The organism is Algicola sagamiensis DSM 14643 (assembly GCF_000374485.1).
In the GTDB taxonomy this organism is placed as follows: domain Bacteria; phylum Pseudomonadota; class Gammaproteobacteria; order Enterobacterales; family Alteromonadaceae; genus Algicola; species Algicola sagamiensis.
In genome coordinates, this window is sequence record NZ_KB894492.1 from 215,034 (window position 1) to 235,152 (window position 20,119).

General features: G+C 44.0%; 13 protein-coding genes. 10 read left to right on the forward strand and 3 right to left on the reverse strand.

Features of this window, described 5'->3' with window-relative positions; genetic code table 11:
* Together C505_RS0104565 and C505_RS21420 are read left to right on the forward strand one after the other, a co-directional pair.
* The gene (locus C505_RS0104565) at nt 1-951 is read left to right on the forward strand and encodes an acyltransferase (RefSeq protein ID WP_018691412.1); all 951 of its coding nucleotides are present in this window, start codon (nt 1-3) and stop codon (nt 949-951) included.
* Nucleotides 905-2,050 (forward strand): mechanosensitive ion channel family protein, encoded by a 1,146-nt coding sequence (locus C505_RS21420; protein WP_018691413.1) that lies wholly within the window; start codon nt 905-907, stop codon nt 2,048-2,050. Before C505_RS0104565 ends, C505_RS21420 begins: the two co-directional genes overlap by 47 nt.
* Here the strand turns inward: C505_RS21420 and C505_RS0104575 are convergent.
* Nucleotides 2,047-2,388, reverse strand: coding sequence for an MGMT family protein (locus C505_RS0104575; RefSeq protein WP_018691414.1), 342 nt, complete (start codon nt 2,386-2,388; stop codon nt 2,047-2,049). The two genes, C505_RS21420 and C505_RS0104575, sit on opposite strands and share 4 nt — an antisense overlap.
* 66 nt (nt 2,389-2,454) lie before the next feature.
* On the opposite strand from C505_RS0104575, the gene C505_RS0104580 reads away from it, so the two are divergent.
* The 4 genes from C505_RS0104580 to C505_RS0104600 all read left to right on the forward strand — a co-directional run bounded on the left by C505_RS0104580 (nt 2,455) and on the right by C505_RS0104600 (nt 10,551).
* Nucleotides 2,455-3,636: a methyltransferase gene (locus C505_RS0104580; protein WP_018691415.1), complete on the forward strand. Its 1,182-nt coding sequence runs from the start codon at nt 2,455-2,457 to the stop codon at nt 3,634-3,636.
* Nucleotides 3,637-4,088: 452 nt separating this feature from the next.
* Nucleotides 4,089-7,415 (forward strand): hypothetical protein, encoded by a 3,327-nt coding sequence (locus C505_RS0104590; protein WP_018691417.1) that lies wholly within the window; start codon nt 4,089-4,091, stop codon nt 7,413-7,415.
* Nucleotides 7,416-7,543: 128 nt separating this feature from the next.
* Nucleotides 7,544-8,626: a hypothetical protein gene (locus tag C505_RS21425; RefSeq protein ID WP_018691418.1), complete on the forward strand. Its 1,083-nt coding sequence runs from the start codon at nt 7,544-7,546 to the stop codon at nt 8,624-8,626.
* A gap of 5 nt (nt 8,627-8,631) precedes the next feature.
* On the forward strand, nt 8,632-10,551 hold the full coding sequence (locus tag C505_RS0104600; protein WP_157368801.1) for a hypothetical protein: 1,920 nt from the start codon (nt 8,632-8,634) through the stop codon (nt 10,549-10,551).
* Nucleotides 10,552-10,600: 49 nt separating this feature from the next.
* Here the strand turns inward: C505_RS0104600 and ubiK are convergent, their stop codons facing one another.
* Nucleotides 10,601-10,879 (reverse strand): ubiquinone biosynthesis accessory factor UbiK, encoded by a 279-nt coding sequence (gene ubiK / locus C505_RS0104605; RefSeq protein ID WP_018691420.1) that lies wholly within the window; start codon nt 10,877-10,879, stop codon nt 10,601-10,603.
* A 176-nt stretch (nt 10,880-11,055) separates the two neighbouring features.
* Between ubiK and rep the strand changes: the two genes are divergently transcribed.
* Nucleotides 11,056-13,068: a DNA helicase Rep gene (gene rep, locus C505_RS0104610; RefSeq protein WP_018691421.1), complete on the forward strand. Its 2,013-nt coding sequence runs from the start codon at nt 11,056-11,058 to the stop codon at nt 13,066-13,068.
* Here rep and C505_RS21430 read toward each other — a convergent pair.
* On the reverse strand, nt 13,065-15,599 hold the full coding sequence (locus C505_RS21430; RefSeq protein ID WP_018691422.1) for a diguanylate cyclase domain-containing protein: 2,535 nt from the start codon (nt 15,597-15,599) through the stop codon (nt 13,065-13,067). The two genes, rep and C505_RS21430, sit on opposite strands and share 4 nt — an antisense overlap.
* A gap of 286 nt (nt 15,600-15,885) precedes the next feature.
* Here C505_RS21430 and C505_RS0104620 point away from each other — a divergent pair, with 286 nt between their 5' ends.
* From C505_RS0104620 to C505_RS0104630, 3 genes are read left to right on the forward strand one after another with little or no spacing between them, the layout of a single operon-like run.
* Complete coding sequence (locus tag C505_RS0104620) at nt 15,886-17,697, forward strand: assimilatory sulfite reductase (NADPH) flavoprotein subunit (RefSeq protein WP_018691423.1); 1,812 nt, start codon at nt 15,886-15,888, stop codon at nt 17,695-17,697.
* Complete coding sequence (gene cysI, locus C505_RS0104625) at nt 17,697-19,382, forward strand: assimilatory sulfite reductase (NADPH) hemoprotein subunit (protein ID WP_018691424.1); 1,686 nt, start codon at nt 17,697-17,699, stop codon at nt 19,380-19,382. The genes C505_RS0104620 and cysI overlap by 1 nt, the downstream gene beginning before the upstream one ends.
* Nucleotides 19,375-20,115: a phosphoadenylyl-sulfate reductase gene (locus tag C505_RS0104630; protein WP_018691425.1), complete on the forward strand. Its 741-nt coding sequence runs from the start codon at nt 19,375-19,377 to the stop codon at nt 20,113-20,115. Before cysI ends, C505_RS0104630 begins: the two co-directional genes overlap by 8 nt.
* Nucleotides 20,116-20,119 lie beyond the last annotated feature (4 nt).

Consider the following 20,119-nt stretch of genomic DNA (forward strand, 5'->3'; position numbering starts at 1 on the left):
ATGTTGTCCATATTACCCTCTGGGTTATTAATTATTCTCTCATTCTGCCTATATGCGGGTAATGTCGCTGTCAATGGTACGTTGATAGCGACATGTGCATTATTACAAGTAGTGGCCCCAAGTAAGACAGCCAAAGCTATGCTAGGTCGTCGCGCACATCAGTTTTATCGCTATTGGGCGATTGGAAATTACCTCATCATGAATCTCACCAACGATTTAGAGTGGGAAATCGAGATTGATGATAATTTAAGCCGTGAAAACTGGTATTTAATGATCTCGAATCATATCAGTTGGCTGGATATTTTTGTCACAGCTCATATTGCGGTTAATCGTATTCCTGAGCCGAAATTCTTCTTGAAAGAGCAACTTCGCTACATGCCGTTTGTCGGGATGGCGTGTATGGCCTTGGATATGCCCTTTATGAAGCGTTATAGCAAAGCATATCTTGAGAAGAACCCTCACTTGAAAGGCAAAGATATCGAGACTACCCGTGCATCATGCCAGAAGTTTAAAGATCGCCCGACGACCATGCTTAATTTTGTTGAAGGAACACGATTCACGGAAGAGAAACACACGAAGCAAAAATCGGTATTCAAACATTTACTTCAACCCAAAGCCGGGGGTATTGCATTTACTTTGGCAGCAATGGGAGAGCAGTTTGATGCCATACTCAATGTAACTTTGATCTATCCACATAATCAAAAGAACGTCACTTTTGATTTGCTACAAGGGAAGTTAAAGAAAGTTATCGTGAAGGTAGAAACACTACCCGTCACAGATCGTATCGTTGGTGATTACTTCGAAGATGAAGCTTTCAAAGCGCAGTTTCAGCAATGGCTAAATACTGTCTGGGAAGCAAAAGACGCGTATATCACTCAAAAATTGGAGCAAGAGTTACAAGATCATGAACGACCTGATCATCAACCTCTTAGCCCAGCTGGGCATTCATAAGGGCGAAACAGGCACCTACACCTTACTGATCCTCATCGCTTTAACACTCGTATTTGCCGCGGTCGTTTTTTTCATCGTCCGCTGGCAGAGTACATTAGTCGTTAACTTGGTCAATCAGCATTGGTGGAAACAACCATCTCATGGCTGGCACAGAGTTGCTGCGAAGGCTGCGAGGCGTTTTTCTCATCTTATAACGGCTGCATTTGTTCTGGCAGCAGGCAAGTTACTGTTTTCCGACTGGCCAAACTTTTTTGGTGTCTTCGAAAAGTTCTCGTTCGTGTATCTGTATATATCCTCGGGCTATATGGTGAGCGCCATTATTAATCTTGGTGCGATCCGCTACTCTCGGCTTGGTTTTGCACGGGACGTTCCGATTAAAAGCGTGACTCAGGTCGTCAAGCTGATGATCTTTCTGGTCACGAGCATTCTGGTACTCAGCGCCATCGTTGATAAATCGCCGACGTACTTGTTAAGTGGTATTGGTGCTTTAACTGCGGTTTTGTTACTCGTATTCAAAGATACGATCCTTGGTTTTGTGGCGAGCATTCAAATTGCTGCCCAGAAGATGGTGAAGCAGGGAGACTGGATAGAGATGACCAAGTTTGGGGCAGATGGCGAAGTGACGGAAATTAATCTGAATACGGTAAAAGTAAGAAACTGGGATAATACGATCACCACTATCCCAACTTATGCACTCTCCAGTGAGCCATTCAAAAACTGGCGCGGAATGGAGCAATCTGGTGGCCGCCGGATCAAACGCAATATCCTGATTGACGCAGATAGCATTCGACTTGATCCCAATGGTGGAACCAATATCGGGCGATACCGACGTTTCGCAGAGGCATATTTGAGAGAAAACACCAATGTGAACACGCAACTGACACATATGATCCGCCAATTACAACCGACAGCTTATGGCATACCCATCGAGATTTACTGCTTTAGTAAAGAGAAAGCATGGATTAAATATGAAGCAATCCAAGCGGAGATCATCGAATACCTGATTGCGAAGCTGCCAGATTATGATTTGAGGATATATCAACGTCCGAGTGTTTATCATCAAGTTGGGGCTGTCGTGGAGGAAGGCTCTCAGAATTAACCTTCCAACTCAAACAACAATGTCGCTAGGTCGGGTTTCCAGCCAAATTCACGGATGGAGACTCGGCGACGGTTTACGCAAACTCCTTCTTCTTGTAAACGCCCTTTTTGAAGATGAAAATGTTTCGATTCTGTGGGGAATGCAATTTCGCCAGAGCTTCTCAGCACACGATGCCAAGGTAATTGTATCTCGCTGGGGACAGCACGGAGCGCTTTCGCGACCAATCTTGCACGCCCAGGCAGGCCAGCGAGGTCAGCGACTTGCCCATAACTTGCGACATGACCTGCTGGGATCAAGGAGATCACGTGCCAGATTTTCTGATACGATGGATTTGTCATCGTACTTCTCCGTAAAATTGGTTAAAATATCGGACTTAATTCGTATCCAATATTCGAGAGTATTCATTGAAAACGACGTTTCAAGCCCTGGATCAATTCTTATATGCACATCGCGCATTTTGGCAGTTGGTGCCTTTTGAGCATCAATGCTTGCCATGGGAGCATGCGTACCCAGCGCTGTGCAAATGGCTGAAGTCAATTTCTAACGAGGAACTCTTCCGTATCGATGGTGAGCGTGCGTTATTATACACGTACCTTTCACCTTTCTTTCCAGATTTACCAACGGTTCTTCAGCTGATCGAAAACATTCCCCAGCAATCCAATGAAGCACCGGAAGTGCCAGAGCACTTCAAGCAGCATATCAAAGGCAGAAAGTGGCAACAAATAGCACAATTGGCTGCGACATTGGGTGAGAGTGAAGCTTATCTGGATTGGTGTGGTGGCAAGGGACATTTAGGACGTTTGCTCTCTTGGTATTATGAAAATCCTGTTACCGTCATCGAGCGGAATGCGGACTTGTGTGAGCAAGGGAAGGGCTTTGCATCCAAGTATGACTTGCCAATGCGCTATGTCTGTGCAGATGTACTCAACTCCTGCCAATCTCATGAATTTACCCAAAAGCACCATGCAGTGGCGCTTCACGCTTGTGGTGACTTGCATATACGTTTTATGCAAAGCGCTGCGTTAGCCAATACAGACAAGATTTCTTTATCACCTTGTTGTTATCATCTAACGGTGATGGAGAAGTACCAACCTTTGTCGATCGAAGGTCGTTTCTCCAAGTTGGTGTTGCGTAAGCATGATCTTAAATTACCCCTTCAAGAAACCATGACCAGCGGGCAGCGTATCCAGAGATTGCGTCATCAGGAAATTGAGTGGCGTCTCGGGTTTGATGTCCTTCAGCGAGAGATAACAGGAAATACGCAATACCTGCCAGTTCCTTCGATTCCAAAAAGTATGTTGAGTGATACATTCGAAGCTTTTTGCCTGTGGGCAGCGGAACAAAAGTCTATTCAAATACCGGAGCAAATCAATTTTGCGCAATATCTTGAGCAAGGCAAACAACGCCGTCAGGTGAGTGCGCGAATTGATTTGGTACGTCATGCCTTCCGCCAAGTGCTGGAGTACTGGCTGATCTTAGACCGAGCGATGTATTTAACCGATCAAGGTTATGAGGCACAAATCACGCAATTTTGTGCGCCAGAAGTCACTCCTAGAAATATTCTTATCCGAGCTCAGAAAGGCTGAGTTCCTATCTTATTTACCTGTTTCCAATCATTTGAACAAGCCAATACGCTGTGATTGATGCTTCTTCAGTTGTAACAGGGTGGATGTCCGAAAGATCAATAGACCCTAATCATTGGTATGTTTGCACTTGGAAAAATAAAGCGGCTTGGTTCACGTCTTTGGTCACCTTGCCGCTTTGTGATGGCATGTCTCGCAGGAGAAAATTTCTACCTGCGAAAGTGGATGGGCAAGATGAATGGTAATGATAATTGTTATCATTTGCAAGTAAAAAATGAAGAAAATTTTCTGCCGGATCCAGTTTTTTTATTTCATCGAGGAATCAACTGAATTTACTGTAAAAAAAATTTGGAGAATTTCTGCGCATTGCTAAATTTTGTCTATTCTTAAAACCACATGTCTTTCTAAATCACTCCCTTTTAAGCGGTAGGGCCATGTAAGCCACGGAGCAAACAATGAAAAAACTTAAGTATAAAGCGCTGTCTATCGCTGTTGCGCTATCTCTTGGAACCCTTGTCGGCTGTGGTTCTGACGACGATGATAAGGTTTCCGCAACATCCACGGTAGAATTTGACAAAGAACTCAATCTATTAGGTTCAGTCGTAAAAGGTTCAATTCGAGATGGGATGATTGTCGTTAAGACAATTAGTGATAAGGGAGAAGAAAAGAGAATTCCTTTCGTCGCCGTAGGAACTGCTGATGATAAATTGAAATCTGTAAAAACGATGCAAGTTGACAAAGGAAAAGAGTCAACCGTTGAGTCTACTCACATGGAAGAATTAATTACTGCATCTGAGGCAATTAAAACAGATGTGGATGGTGCTTATTCAATCTTGCTACCTAAGGGCACTGAAGGCGCGATTGTTGTTGAAATATCAACGGATAAAGAAAAGAAAATGGGACTTATTCGTTGTGACTCTCTTGATGAAAAAGGTTGTGGTGGTAGTTCATCTGATACAGAAAAACTGGATGAAATAAAAGATAAGGATGGTAAAGATATCAACCCTGATCCAGATGGTGTGATTGAGTTTGGCGAATGGTACTACGACACGGCTATGCTCAGATCAGTCACCATTCTTCCTGAAGCCGCAGATGACGATTCAACTGACGATTCAACTGATGATTCATCTTTCGCATCACGAGTGGCTCAGGCTGGCCCTTATCGAGCGAACTGCTCAATCTACACAGAAATGGCTACCGATAAGCTACTTAAAGATGCTCAGAAAGATGATGGAGCAGTTTCAATAAGTGCTGATGCAATAAAGAAAGTTGGAACTACTATCGTTCAACAACTCTTTAGTGGACTTCTTACCGATGTTGATAACCTAGATGATCCAGTATTGCTTGCGATGCTTGATAATATAGGTTCAGCAGCAGTGATGGATCTTGCTGCGATGGATAAAGTTGATGTTGAGATTTCGAGTGTATTCCTATCCGTAGCAATGATGTCTGCTTCACTACAGGCAATTGCTGCAGATTCAGCGAATAATAAGACGCTAGGTCAATTGATTACAGACCTTAATACGCTGGTTGTTGATGGTAGTATCAATGGTGCAAGTGGGGAAACACTTCTCGAGCAGCTAAATACTGCGGTTGCTACATCTAAAACTAACTTAGGCAATGCGTTGGGTAGTTCCCCAGCGGGGTTCTTAGCAGACATTAAAGCGCTACTTGAACAAGTACTTGCAGAGATTGAAAATTTCACGCCAGCTGACTTGGCTACTCAGAATAATGATGTTTCTACAACAGTAGGTTGCTCTGATGCAGATAGCTGTTCTGCAAATACAGATGGTATTAATAACCTCTTTGAGCCATTAATTAATGCTTTGAATGCACGGAAAGTAGTTGTCGATGGTGCTCATACGAATTTAGCTGCAGCTACTAATGCTCATCCACTTTCTTATGTGTTTAGATTAGGTCAGGTTATCAGTGATATCCCATCAGACGCAGCAGAACTCGAGAAGAGACAAGAAGCAATAAGAATTCTTGGGGATTATTTCAGTAATGAAGCTGACAATCCCTTAACACCAGTAGCTGTTCAGAAGAGTATCGTAACGGTAAATTCTGATACAGGAGCCTTCGAGCAGGCAGATGGCGTAGATGAAACGGACTCTAGAACACCTATTAATCTTACAAAAATTGTTGAAGACTTAAACAAGAAAGTCGAAACAATGATTATGCAGGTGAATATTCTAAAAGTATCTGTTACTGGTAACTCAACGTTAACTACTCTCGAGTCGAGCTTAAACACTCTCCAAACTGCGGTGAAAGCAACCATGGAAAAAGTTGCTGGTTACAAGACAACATTGGATGAATTTAAAGGTGCATCAGTTGGTATTGGTGATGGTGATCAATTAGATAATACAATTACCTTAATAGATAGCTCTGAATCATTAAATAAAGCGCTTGATACGAAGAATACAGCAGCATCAACAGCTGTGACTGAAACAGAGACGCTCAGCTCAGGTATTACGACTATCGCGGCAGCTTTGACATTTGATCAGAAGGCTACAGCTGTTAAAACAGAAGTAGATAGTGCCGTTTCAGATGCTTCAGATGCTGTGACAGCAGCAAATGCGGCGAAAGAGGCTGCGGATGCTTTACTCGCTGCTAATCCAGGAAATGAAGCAGCAACGACACTTGTTGCTGATGCTGACGCAGCCGTTACAGCAGCAAACTCAGCAGATTCAACTGCGAAAGAGAACCAAACGAAGCTTGACGCCCTACTCACCAAAGCACGTGCGGAAGTGAGTGAAGAGCAGACGAAGATTCTGAATAACACCAAGCTCTTATCACAAGGTGCGTTGCTTGAGTCGAAGAGCGTTACGGATCAGATGGTCGATGTCTTCCGTGAGGCTGCTAATGCTGGTTCCACCAATGGTGCATATGCAGACTCAACGACAGTTTCTGGTTGGGAGTACAAGTACGATGGCGCATTCAATATGGAAATGCGTGATAAAGCCAATGCAACAATTCGTAAGTTGCATATGGTTGGTGAAATCTCTGGTACTACATCACGCGCTGGACTTGCAACAACACAAGTGAACTTTGCTTTCTCAGCAACCTTAAATCCTCCAGTGGCTGACGGCGTGAAGTTTATGGTCAAAAATGAAAATGACCTAACAACTGCCGCTGGTGTCACAGCAGCGCTTGCAGAATGTAAGACTGCGATGGACGCGGTGATTGCGGATCCAACCAAGATGATTGCAGATACAGCGAAGCCGAAGGGTTCTTGTGCGGTCGTCATTTATGATGGCACCATCACCAATGCAAGTGGCATCGGCCAATCTGCCCAAGTCAAGAGCGCGAACTTCACACGCTTTGACTATGCCGACCGTGGTGATGATTCTAGTATAACTGCGACGAAGATGGTTGATGACGCTGTGGTTCAGCACCTTGGTCAAAACAACTCAGAAGCGTATGTCAGCGCGATGGGTAAAATCACAGATAAGAGTGACTCATCAAATGAGATGAGCGCGACGCTGATGATGGATGGTTGGTATAAGAAAGACGTGACGCTTTCTTCAGGTGCAGAAGGTGATATTGATAAAGGCACGATTACCATTATGGATGTTGATTCAACAACCGAAGGTGATCAAACCTTTGTCGCAGACTATATGATGGAAGAAGGTACTTCAAGAACAGTGACAGGTACAGTGAAATATCGTGACACGAGTGTGGGCACGTTTGCTGAAAGTACGACGTCTGGTAATCTTGAAATTTCATTCTCTTCAATCAGTCAGACGCTTGTGATGGCGATGGATGTATTCACCACTCGCTAAACAATCGGGTTAGAAAAAGAGGCGGCGTATGTCGCCTCTTTTTTTGCCTAAAACTCGTCGTTATTTCATAAAAAGTATCTCGAACCGAGGTCGTTCGGGCACCATCAGACTCTTTAGGGAACTCAAGGATGCGGCACATTATTTGGTCTGTTTTATGCAGTACATGCTGCGCTTCTTTTTTTACTCAGGCGCACACCTATCATGTTCGCTCATCGCTCACAGCTGAAATATACACTGAGTCTCAACCCTTCGAGGCATTTTTGGATGACTGGGATAAGCCATATGAGCCAGGAGACAGTGCATTTACCCACAACCGATTTGAATTTGGAGTAGGGTGGAATGAGCACGAAATTGGCACGATCTCTCGCTATGACTATACACTGGACTTTGATTCGGATACGGCTTTATTTACCCATACAGAAAAAAATAACCGCCCGTTTGAAGATCGAGATTATCGCTATCGCTTACGCGCTCGTAATTCGACTTCCCATGGCATGTATTACCGCTATCGATATACCATCATGGATGGACTGACGTTGACGCCAACCCTTCAACTGCTTGGCTCAAAGCATTATCAGGATGGGAATGTAGATGGCACCATTAATAATCAAAACCGAACTGGGCAGCTGAATGTCGATTACTTCTTCTCCTGGGATATTTTATTTAAAGCGCTCCCGATCCAACAACGGCCAACCGGGCGTGGCTATGCAATTGACTTGCTTGGGGAGTGGTGGATAGATTCATCCTGGAAAGTATCACTTCATTTAAAAGATTTGATCCATCGGGTGAAATTTAAATCTTCTCCTTTTGCGCAAGGGCAGACCGCAAAATCGACCGTCAGAGAAACTGAGACAGGTGGCATTGAGACATTTCCAACAATCACCTTATTTACTCATCTCAATGGCAACGAAAAAGATCATACGTTGAAGTTACCCATGCGATATGACGCAGGGGTGGAATATGTTCACTCAAAGTCACTTCGTGGACAGTTCTTTACACTGGGCTACGAGAAAGATGTATTTTTCCGTGGGTTGGGCTATTGGAAGTTCTGGCAGGAATTTGAACTGATGTTTGGCTATCAGACCAAGTCCAAAACCCTCCACATTGGCATTGAGCATCCTGTGATTTATTTGCGTTACATGACGGATGACTTTGATACTGGGAATTCTTTTCATACAGGACTTTCATTGGGCTGGAAAATCGCATGGTGACTATTATGGATAAGTTTAAAACCATCATCTTTTACTTCATCTCTTTTTGCCTTGCTGGGTGTCAGGGGGATGACAATGGATCAGGTGAATCGTCAGTGCAGACATCTCGGCAAGTCCCAAGTGTCCAGGTGTCTCTTATCCCGGAGCTGAGTGAAGCGACAGAAGCAGTGACGCTCAAGTCTTCGTCAGGGCAATCTATCTTGCTCAGTCAAGCCGACTTGCAGGTCGACGCACCACTTTATTCGCGAGCAGAACTGTCACTCGATGAAGCTGTATACTCCTTATTTTGTCCTTGGGAAGAAGGTTGTGGTACTGTCGATCAGTTCGATGTCATTGATGTGAATAACAACAGCAGAATTGACCAGTTTGAAGTGGTGAAATTTAAACTGAAGACACGCGGCTCTTTGAAGATAGTAACAGGCGAAAACCACGGAACGTTATCGATTTTGACCGAAGCACTGACACAGGTGTATGAATCGCTCAAGTTAGAATCCGAAGAGAAAGGTGAGGCATTTCCATCACTGGATGATTTGGATTATCGGTTTGGCTCCATGTGGGGGTTTGATCAAGGGCTGATGCGTTTATCTATGGATCCGACAAGACGTGCTGCAGAATTATGGCTTCATCGTGCGTTTGCCACGGCTGTGTTCCTTGCGCGTGGTGATGACTCCGCAATTGGCTTGGAAAAACTGAGCGACGCTGTCCGCGCGGCAATCATGGACAATCAAGTTGAAGGGCTACAATCGATTCAGCAAATAGCATTGGATTATCTGGCACTCTATAACCGATATGAAAATCTCACAAAGCATATGAAAGAGCCACAGTTATCGGGGTTGTCTCGTGCCAGAAACTGGCTACAAACTTCAACGCACCCTGTCAAACTGGAGATGAACCTCACCGAGCAAAAAACAACACCATTTGGTAAAGATATCTTATCTGGTATGAGAGATATTATTGGTGTGACGCAGTTGAATGCGCTGACAACAGATGTGGATCAGCGGGTTGAGCGGACCAAAAAACTACTGGATGAGAATATGGTATCGCTGGCGAGGGTTTTGGGAAATGTTCTATCCATTATCGCGAAGGATTACCCGCCTTTTACAACGGATTCTGGTGTTTATACCCAAGATCAGTTGCGTATTTCTTTTAATGCGGATCAATCCACTTGGCTTGTCACAGGGTCGCATTCCGGCACAATTGTTGATCTCTATATGCGAATGGCATCTTTTAAACTGTCTGCATCTTCAACCTCTTTTCTCAATTTTGTGATTGAGGGTACATTTGAAGAAAATGGCAGCAAAATCACACTCGATACGCAGGAAATGCTGGTTCATTTCAATTATTCTCCGATTTCGGATCCTATCGTTGATGCAAATAACTTAAAGTTCTGGCTTACAAGCGGCATCAAATTGGAAAACCAAATCGATGGCTTTGATGGTCAAATGAAGCTCTTTGGATTGACACGCGGCCAGACAGACGCTAGAGAATTTCGCTTTGATGACATAAGGCTGGATGGACAGCTAACCATGGATAGTGATTACAAAATCCAATATAGCTTGGTTGACAAAGCACTGAATAGCCAATTACCGCAACAAAGTACAACGATGGATACACGGATTGCTCTGACTTCAACATTAAAAGGGGCAAAATCAAGTACGTTCTGGTTATTCCAAAATGGTTCTCAGGACGACGCCGTATCGATTCGCACGGGCGAAACTGTGTATCGAATGAATCAACGACAAGAATTGAACAAAACACATTTTGATATTTGCACGTACCCTATGGCTTGTCTCAAGATGACTCGAGATGGTCGAAATTATAACGGCGGTTTGTATGTAGGAGATTTCAAGATTGGGGATGTGATCACCATCCGCAGGATCCCTGGAGTTGTGTTTGAAGATGGGATATTTTTATCCTTGTTTTAGGTTGGCAAAATGATGCCTCTGTGACTTGATCAGAGAGGCATCGGATCAGTTATTCATCTTGGTCGTCAGACTTTTCTTTTTTATCAAGGAGCTGCTGCTCTAACGCTTCGACTTTTTGTTCCAGTGCATGTAAATGTTCACGTGTGCGTTGAAGGACTTTGAGTTGAATGTCAAATTCTTCACGGGATACAAAATCAAGCTGTGCCAGCTTTTGTTGCAAGACTTGCTTTGTTTTTGTCTCCACATCATTCGCAGCTTGTTTGAGGCCAGAAGGTAAAGAGTCAGAAACTTGTTTGGCAATTTCTTCCAGTTTTTTGGGGTTGAGCATGGATCACTATCCTTCAGTCAAAATGAACCCGTTAAAAGGTCTGTTCTTCTTCTATTGTACGTGATTTTTTAATAGGCAGAACAGGCTTTCCAAAGAGAAAAAGATTTGGTCGTGTTCACGAGCGCGAGAATTCGTTACACTATTGCGCTGCATCATCAATTCATCAGAAGGTCGTTATGAAACTCAACCCCCGCCAAAATGAAGCTGTGACTTATGTTCAAGGCCCGTGTCTTGTATTGGCTGGTGCGGGAAGTGGAAAGACACGGGTGATCACCAACAAGATTGCGTATCTTGTTCAGCAATGTGGTATTAAAGCCAATCGGATAGCAGCGGTGACGTTCACCAATAAAGCTGCAAAGGAAATGCGTGAACGTGTTCGAGCGACGCTAGGAAGAAAAGAATGTCGTGGATTGATGGTGTCGACTTTCCATACTCTTGGGCTGAATATCATTAAGAAAGAGTATGCTGCATTAGGTATGAAGGCGAACTTTACGCTGTTTGACGATCAAGATTGTTTTAATTTGATGAAAGATCTCACGTCAGATTTGTTGAAAGAGGATAAAGACTTGATCCGTCAAGTTCAGCATCGGATTTCCAATTGGAAAAATGAGATGATCCAGCCTCAGCAAGCGGTATTCGAAGTGACCAGTGAGTTCGAGCAGATTGCAGCCCAGTGTTATCAGCGTTATGCCCAGCAATTATTGGCATATAATGCGCTGGATTTTGATGACTTGATCCGCCTGCCGACAGAACTATTACAGAAAAATGAAGCCGTCCGTGAAAAGTGGCAGGTCAAGATCCGTTATTTGTTGGTGGATGAATACCAAGATACCAATACCAGCCAATATGCACTGGTAAAATTACTTGTCGGCGATCGTGCGAAATTTACAGTGGTTGGCGATGATGACCAGTCGATTTATTCCTGGCGTGGGGCACAACCTCAAAACCTGCATTTGCTTCAACAGGATTTTCCTCAGTTACGCTTAATCAAGCTTGAGCAAAATTACCGTTCTGCGGGTCGAATTCTCAACGCTGCGAATATTCTGATCGCCAACAATCCACACTTGTTTGATAAAAAACTTTTTAGTGAACTGCCATTTGGTGTGCCGCTCCGCGTGTTGACTGCAAAAAATGAAGAATATGAAGCTGAAAAAGTCGTCGCAGAGCTGATGAGTCACAAGTTTATGAATGGCAGTTGTTATGGCGATTATGCGATTTTATATCGAAGTAACCACCAGTCTCGACTCATCGAAAAGTCCCTCATGACCAACCGGATCCCCTACGCCATCAATGGGGGACTTTCTTTCTTTGACCGCGCAGAAGTCAAAGATATCATGGCTTACTTAAGGCTTATTGTGAATCAAGATGATGATAATGCCTTCTTGCGTATCATTAATGTGCCAAAACGAGCAATTGGCATGACAACGCTCCAAAAAATTGGGGCCATTGCAAAGGCACGTGATTGTAGTTTGTTTGACGCCTGCTTTTCTCATGAACTTGCGAATCAAGTAAATGCCAAGACACTTGGGTCGATTCAGGAATTTACCCATTGGATGGTTGATATTTCTGATGAAGCAAAACGTGCAGAACCTGTAGAAGCTGTGCGCGGTTTACTCAACACGATCCAGTATGAATCTTGGATATATGAGACAAGCCCAAGCCCTAAAGCCGCAGAAATGCGTCTTAAAAATGTATCAGAACTTTTGAGTTGGGTCACAGATATGCTTCGCGGAGATGAAGAGAGAGCAGCGCTGAGTCTTGCTGATACGGTGAATAAGTTAATGTTGAGGGATATGATGGAACGTCAGGAAGATGAAGAAGAAGGCGATCAGGTACAACTGATGACGCTCCATGCGAGTAAGGGCCTGGAGTTTCCTTATGTTTACATTATTGGGATGGAAGAAGGTTTGTTACCACACCAATCCAGCATTGATGAAGATAATGTGGAAGAAGAACGTCGACTTGCTTATGTGGGGATCACGCGGGCACAGCGTGAATTAGCTTTTGTCCATACAAAGGAAAGGCGTCAATTTGGTGAGGTTATGAAGCCAGAACCAAGCCGATTCCTCTATGAGTTACCCCAAGAAGATTTGGACTGGGAACAAAAGCGAAAGCCCGATACACCACAACAGCGCATGCAAAAGGGGCAAGCGCAGATTGCAAACTTAAGAGCGATGTTGAAGGGCTAAACAGTTTCTTCCGGTTGAGACTGTTCTACGCCCAAAGGGTCGAGCTCAAAATTGGTTTTATCTGTTGGTGGTATTTTTTGCTGATAATATAACCAATCATGATCGCTCGGCGCAGAATCCGCAATTTCTGGGTGTGTCACGACCGAAAAGTGGAACTGTCCTGAGATTGCAAAAAGTGCATTCGTGAGGGCATACACTTTATCTATCGCGAGTTTGGGGTCAATGAGTACAAAGTCAATCGGGGACTGAAGCGCATAAAGTAGGTTGCCACCTGAATGTCCAAAATCAGAGATGGCACAAAAAACGCCATTCGAATGAAAGCGGTGCATCGCTTTTGTCAGTATCTTGACGTCAATACCCATAAGCTCTGGTTCATTAAAACAAAGACATAAACGGTGTTTTGGAAAGCGCCGCAGTTGTTTACATAGCCGATAAAGAGATTTTTCCTGAATTAAATGCTTCACGCTGACAGTGACAAAGTACAATGCATCGCTTTGGGCTATCCATTCTCCTCGAATTTTACTGAGTAGGAGTTTATCGAACTTCATATCTAAATGATGGCGTTGGATCATAGCCAGATCAGCAGGTTCGATATGCTCATCCCAAGTGTTTTCGATCATTTTACCAAAGACTTGACGAATCGTTGGGTCTAGAATATTAGAAGTTTTCAGCTCAGCAATTCGCTCTCGGAACTTGGTCTTCAAGGACTTGGAACGCGCCTGATGGGTATTGTTTTGATCAAAAATGACGTACCTTGAACGGCCTTGTCTTTTGGCTTGATACATCGCCTCATCCGCATCTCGCATCACATCATCATAACTGGTGTGTTGTGTCTGATAGCACGCGATGCCAATACTTGCACCGGAGTGAGCCTGTTCGTTGTCAATAAAGAATGGTTTAGACACCTGGTCGATGATCCGTTGTGCAATTTCTTCGGCTTGGGAGATATGTGCAATATCATTAAGTAATAGCACAAACTCATCTCCGCCAAATCGCGCAACGATATCCTTTCCTCGAATACAGTGGCTAATGCGTTTGGCTGCCTGAATCAAAAAAACATCGCCAGCCTGATGACCAAGTTGATCATTGATACACTTAAATCGGTCCAAATCAATAAATAGCAGTGCAAAACTTAATTCGGTTTCGTTGGCATAATAACGCATTGCGGACTCAATCCGTTGGATCAAACACGCTCGATTTGGCAGGCCTGTCAGCGGATCATGATTAGCTTCAAAGTACAGCTTTTCCTCAACTTCCTTTCGTTGTTCAATTTCGTTTAGGAGGGACTGATTCGCTTTGCGCAGGTCAAAGGTTCTTTTGCGCACTTTATCCTCAAGTAAATCATAACTTTCTCTCAGCGCTTTTTGCGACAAAAGTCTGGCGATTGCGACAGCGATATGGTGTGAGACATAAGTCAGTAGCTTGAGATCATCTTGTGTGTAACGGTGTACCGTGTAACTCTGGATCGTGATCACACCAATCACTTCATTATCAGAGAATAATGGTGCGCCTAACCAAGATGTTGTGTGTTGTTTCCGGTATTTGGTTTGGCGAACAATTTCTCCCTGATGAATCAGCTGTTTTGCACGTTCCTCATCAATGAGCTGTGCTTCTTTTGTTCGGATCACATATTCGGTGAACCCTAATCCGAGCGAACGTTTCTCACCTTTAGAGGTGTATTGATCGACATAATAAGGAAAAGTCAGCGCATTTTTACTATCAGTCATTAAAGCGATGTAGAAGTTGTCTGCTACGATGAGGGTTTTGAGGATATGATGCAGGCTTTGGTAGAAAGAATACATATCCATACCGGATGCTGTCAGTTCTGAAATTTCGAATAAAGCTTGTTGCACTTGACGGGATTGCTCGGCTTCTTGGATCCGATCGGCTAACTCGTCATAACTTTGCTGTAATTGAGAGGTTCTTTTTAAGATTTCGCGCTCAAGCCACTCTCGACGACTCACCCGCGCAATTGCATTGGATAAATGGAGCGATAAATGAGTAAAAAGTCTTAATTCTTGGAGGCTGTATATTCGATTTTCATCGTAGGTTTGAATGGCAACAACGCCAATGACCACAGAATCCCGATGCAGAGGTACTCCCATCCATTGTTCACATAAGGCACCGCGATTGATGAAAAGTCCTTGCTCGGCCATTGCCTTATATTCGTTTTTCGCGCAAAGCAGTGGGCGGTTATTTTTATAGATAAACTCGGTGATACTGTTATTGAGTTCAATGGCATCAAGTTCTTGTGCTGTAAAACTGTCATATTCATCTTCCATATAACGAATCGAAAGACGGTATCGATCTGGGTCATAAAGCGCAATATAGAAATTATCGGCGTGCAGAAGCTTTTTGAGAACTTGATGTAGCTCAATGTAGAGTTTGGATAAATCCGTGACTGAACTGGCAAGTTCTGAAATTTGAAGGAGGGCTGTTTGGACAACCTTCAAATGGCGATAGTTTTTTACCAGTTTCTGTAACTTATGAATTTTTTTGGTTTGAGGACAGTCAAAATACTTGCCACCCATCAGAATCGTCTCTAGCCGTATTGTTCTTATTATTTCTTTGGGGTTGATTGTTTACCCCATGTCCTTTGATGAAATACACAGACTGGCTTCATCATATTGCTCAGGCAAAGGCGCCCAACTCGGCTAAGTGTAGCAGAATAAAGAACAAAACCAATCACTAAGACACATCAAGAAATCGTCTTTAATAACAGAATGGAATAAAAAATATATATCTATTCTTTCATGAAATTAAAAATTACCCCTAATCTTGTCACACATGTCAGGATGGATGGGATCAAATTGCGTTATGTTTCTTCAATCAGGCGCGGCACAAGCGCTACCACTTTCAAATGAACAAGTGGATAAATTACAACAGTTTGTAAAAGAGTTATCTCCGCTACAGCAAGCTTGGGTCAGTGGATACCTAGCTGCGAGCAGCCAACAAGACAATCCAACCACTGTTGGCCAGCAAATCAATCAACCTACTTCGAGTACAGAGCTGATTGTACTCTATGGTTCGCAAACGGGTAACGGTAAAGCGATTGCTCAATCAGTTGTATCCAAGATGCAAAGTTTGGGGTGGCAGGTACACTTGAAAAGCATTGCGGATGTGAAACCAAATCAGCTAAAAAAAATCACGCATTTGGTGTTGATTATGAGCACCCATGGAGAAGGGGAACCGCCAGAGGATGCGCTAACGCTACATCGATTTATTTTTAGTAAAAAAGCACCAGATTTAAGTCACTTGAATTATGCAGTCCTTGCGTTGGGCGATAGTAGTTATGAATTTTTCTGTAAGGCTGGCGAGGATTTTGATAACCAGCTTGCCAATCTAGGGGCGACCCGTTTATTTCATCGCGTTGATTTAGATGTTGACTATGAAAGTGAAGCTACGAAGTGGGAAACACAAATACAGGAAAAACTACAGCCAATCTTTGAGCATGCTTCCAGTACTTCTAACGTCGTTCAGTTGCAACCTAAAGATCAAGTCGAAGCATTTACATCAAACTATTCCAAACAATCCCCTTATTTGGCTGAGGTACTCCAGGTGCAACGGATCACGGGCCGGGATAGTGTCAAAGAAATTCATCATATAGAGCTATCGATTGATCCCCAGGACATCCAATACCAAGTTGGCGATGCACTCGGGGTTTATTTTCAAAATGATCCAACACTGATTTCAGCGCTCCTGAATATTCTGGAGATATCCAAGGAGACATTGGTTCAGTGGAAAGAAGACACATACACAATTGCGAAGTTGCTTCAGGAAAAGCTAGAGCTTACGCAAAGTTATCCGCAATTTGTTGCAGCTTATGCCGCAGCGATTGAGAGTGAAGTTTTGGCGCAACTCGCTGAAGATAAAACCGCTTTACGCGCATTTCTCGCAGAGCGACAAATTATTGATATTGTCCAAGCCTATCCAGGAAAAATATCGGCACAAGCATTCGTGGATTGCCTGCGTCCTTTAACACCTCGTTTGTACTCGATTGCCTCCAGCCAAAAGGAAGCGGATGACGAAGTTCATTTGACGCTTGCGCTTGTTTCTTATGAAGCCTTTGGCTCTGCGCATTTCGGTGGGGCATCAGGGTTTTTGGGTAAACGAGTCGAATCGGGTGATCAACTTCCAATTTATATTGAGCCAAACAGTCATTTTCGACTGCCGCAAGATCCTGAAAGAAAAGTGATCATGATTGGACCTGGTACGGGGATTGCGCCATTTCGAGCGTTTTTGCAGGAAAAGGATGCGGGCGAATTTTCTGGTGATATGTGGTTGTTCTTTGGCAATCCGCATTTTACTCAGGATTTTTTGTATCAGGTAGAAATTCAGGATTATCTCAACCGTGGGATCCTGAATCGCATTGACTTGGCATTCTCGCGTGATCAACAAGAAAAAATCTATGTGCAACACAGACTCAAATCTCAAGCAGCAGATGTATATGCCTGGCTCCAATCTGGCGCTGCGGTTTATGTGTGTGGTGATGCGAGCAGAATGGCAAAAGATGTCCACCAAGCACTTATCGAGATTATCGTGCAAGAAGGGCAAATGAATGTAGAACAGGCGGAAGGGTTTCTGGAAACGCTTCGTGAAGAACAACGTTATTTGAGAGATGTCTACTAATGAGCCAGAAAGCAGCCAATGAAGGGATCAAAGATAGAAGTAATTATTTACGAGGCACCATTGTTGAGGGACTCAAAGATCCTATTACGGGAGCATTACCTGAAGACGATACCCAACTGACGAAATTTCATGGATTCTACCAACAGGATGATCGGGACTTACGCAAGGAGCGCAAAGATCAAAAACTCGAGCCACTTTATAGCTTTATGCTCCGAGCGCGCGTGCCGGGTGGTGTTGCAACACCGAAGCAATGGTTGGCGATTGATAAGATTGCAGATGAGCATACGGTTTATGGCTCGTTACGACTCACAACCCGGCAAACTTTCCAATATCACGGCATATTAAAAAGTGATGTAAAGCCTCTCATCCAAGGGATCAATGCGGTCATGCTTGACTCACTGGCAGCCTGTGGTGATGTAAATCGAAATGTGTTGTGTAATACCAATCCAGTGGAAAGTGAGCTTCATGCTGATGCGTATGACTGGGCCGTGAAGATTTCTGAGCACTTGCTCCCACAAACCAAAGCCTACTATGAAATATGGCTCGATGGTGAAGTTGTTGCAGGTAACCAGGATGAGCAGGAACCTGTTTATGGCAAGCACTATCTACCTCGAAAGTTCAAAACCGCAGTTGCGATCCCACCACATAATGACGTGGATGTATTTGCAAACGATCTCGGGTTTATCGCGATTGCGGAAAACGGAAAACTGATTGGATTTAACGTTACGGTCGGTGGTGGTATGGGGATGACGCATGGCGATGTCACAACTTATCCTCAGTTGGCAAAAACGCTTGGTTTTATTTCTCCAGAAGAAACGTTAAAAGTCGCTGAAGCCGTCGTGACAACCCAACGGGATTGGGGAAATCGAGAAAGCCGGAAACATGCACGATTAAAATATACGGTTGATCGCGTTGGACTAGACGCATTGAAGCAAGAAGTAGAAAAGCGAAGCGGGGTGATCTTCGGCAAAGAACGGGACTATACATTCACACAAAACTCAGATCGTTATGGATGGGTGAAGGGAATTGATAGTCGCTGGCATCTGACGCTTTATATTGAAAATGGCCGACTGGTTGATACGCCAAAACGGCAACTAAAAACTGGCTTAAGAGAAATTGCGAAGGTCCACCAAGGGGATTTTCGGATGACGGCAACACAAAACATTATTATTGCCAATGTACCAGAGTCAGAAAAAGACAAGATTGCGGCAATGGCCCGTGAATATGGGCTTTGGCGTGAAGATCTCACTCCCATCCGACAAAATGCAATGGCTTGTGTCGCATTTCCAACATGTGCACTGGCCATGGCGGAATCAGAAAGGTACTTGCCAAGTCTCATTGATAAAATCGAGTCTATCTTTGCGGCAAATGGGCTTGCACAGCAACCAGTCGTCACCCGAATGACGGGGTGCCCAAATGGATGTGCCCGCCCTTATTTGGCAGAGATCGGTTTTGTGGGCAAAGGGCCTGGAAAATACAATTTTTATTTAGGTGGCAGTCACTTGGGCTCTCGCTTGAACCAACTCTACCGTGAAAATATCGGTGAACAGGAGATCCTAGCAGCACTTGAACCACTTGTTGCGGATTTTGCCAAACAAAAGCAACGGGATGAAGCGTTCGGAGATTTCTTGGTTCGTACAGGCGTTGTGAAAGCGGTGATCGATGGGAGGGAATTTCATGGGTGATTATCATGCTATTTTATCGTTTGATGCGACCGAGCAACAGCAAGCTCTTTTACAGATCAATGAATTATTCAGTCCACTTTCTGCGCAAGAACGGATCGTATGGTCGCTAGCACATTTGCCAGCGAACCCCATTGTGTCATCCAGTTTCGGGATCCAGGCCGCAGTGATGTTGCATTTGATGACACAAACCAATCAAGAGATCCCTGTTGTTTTGACAGATACAGGCTATTTGTTTCCAGAAACATACCAATTTATTGAAAGTTTGACTGAGCGTCTGGCGTTGAATCTTCATACATATCGTGCAGTTCAGTCGCCAGCCTGGCAAGAAGCTGTCCATGGACAGCGCTGGCTTCAGGGTGAAGCCGGTATTAAAGCATACAACCAGCAAAATAAGGTGGAACCAATGCGCCGCGCTTTATCTGAGCTTGAAGCGCAAACTTGGTTCTCTGGGCTTCGTCGTAGCCAGTCTTCCACACGACAAGACAAACCATTTGTTGAAATCAGTCATGGTGCTATCAAAGTTTATCCAATTCTTGATTGGGATAATCGCGATGTGCATTACTACCTAGAAGACAATGATTTGCCTTACCATCCGCTTTGGGATCAGGGATATGTTTCTGTCGGCGATGTGCATACAACCCGAAAACTGGAAGCGGGTATGTCGGAGGAAGAGACGCGGTTCTTTGGACTACAGCGTGAATGTGGATTACATACCGACGGGGATGGGATATAAGCCG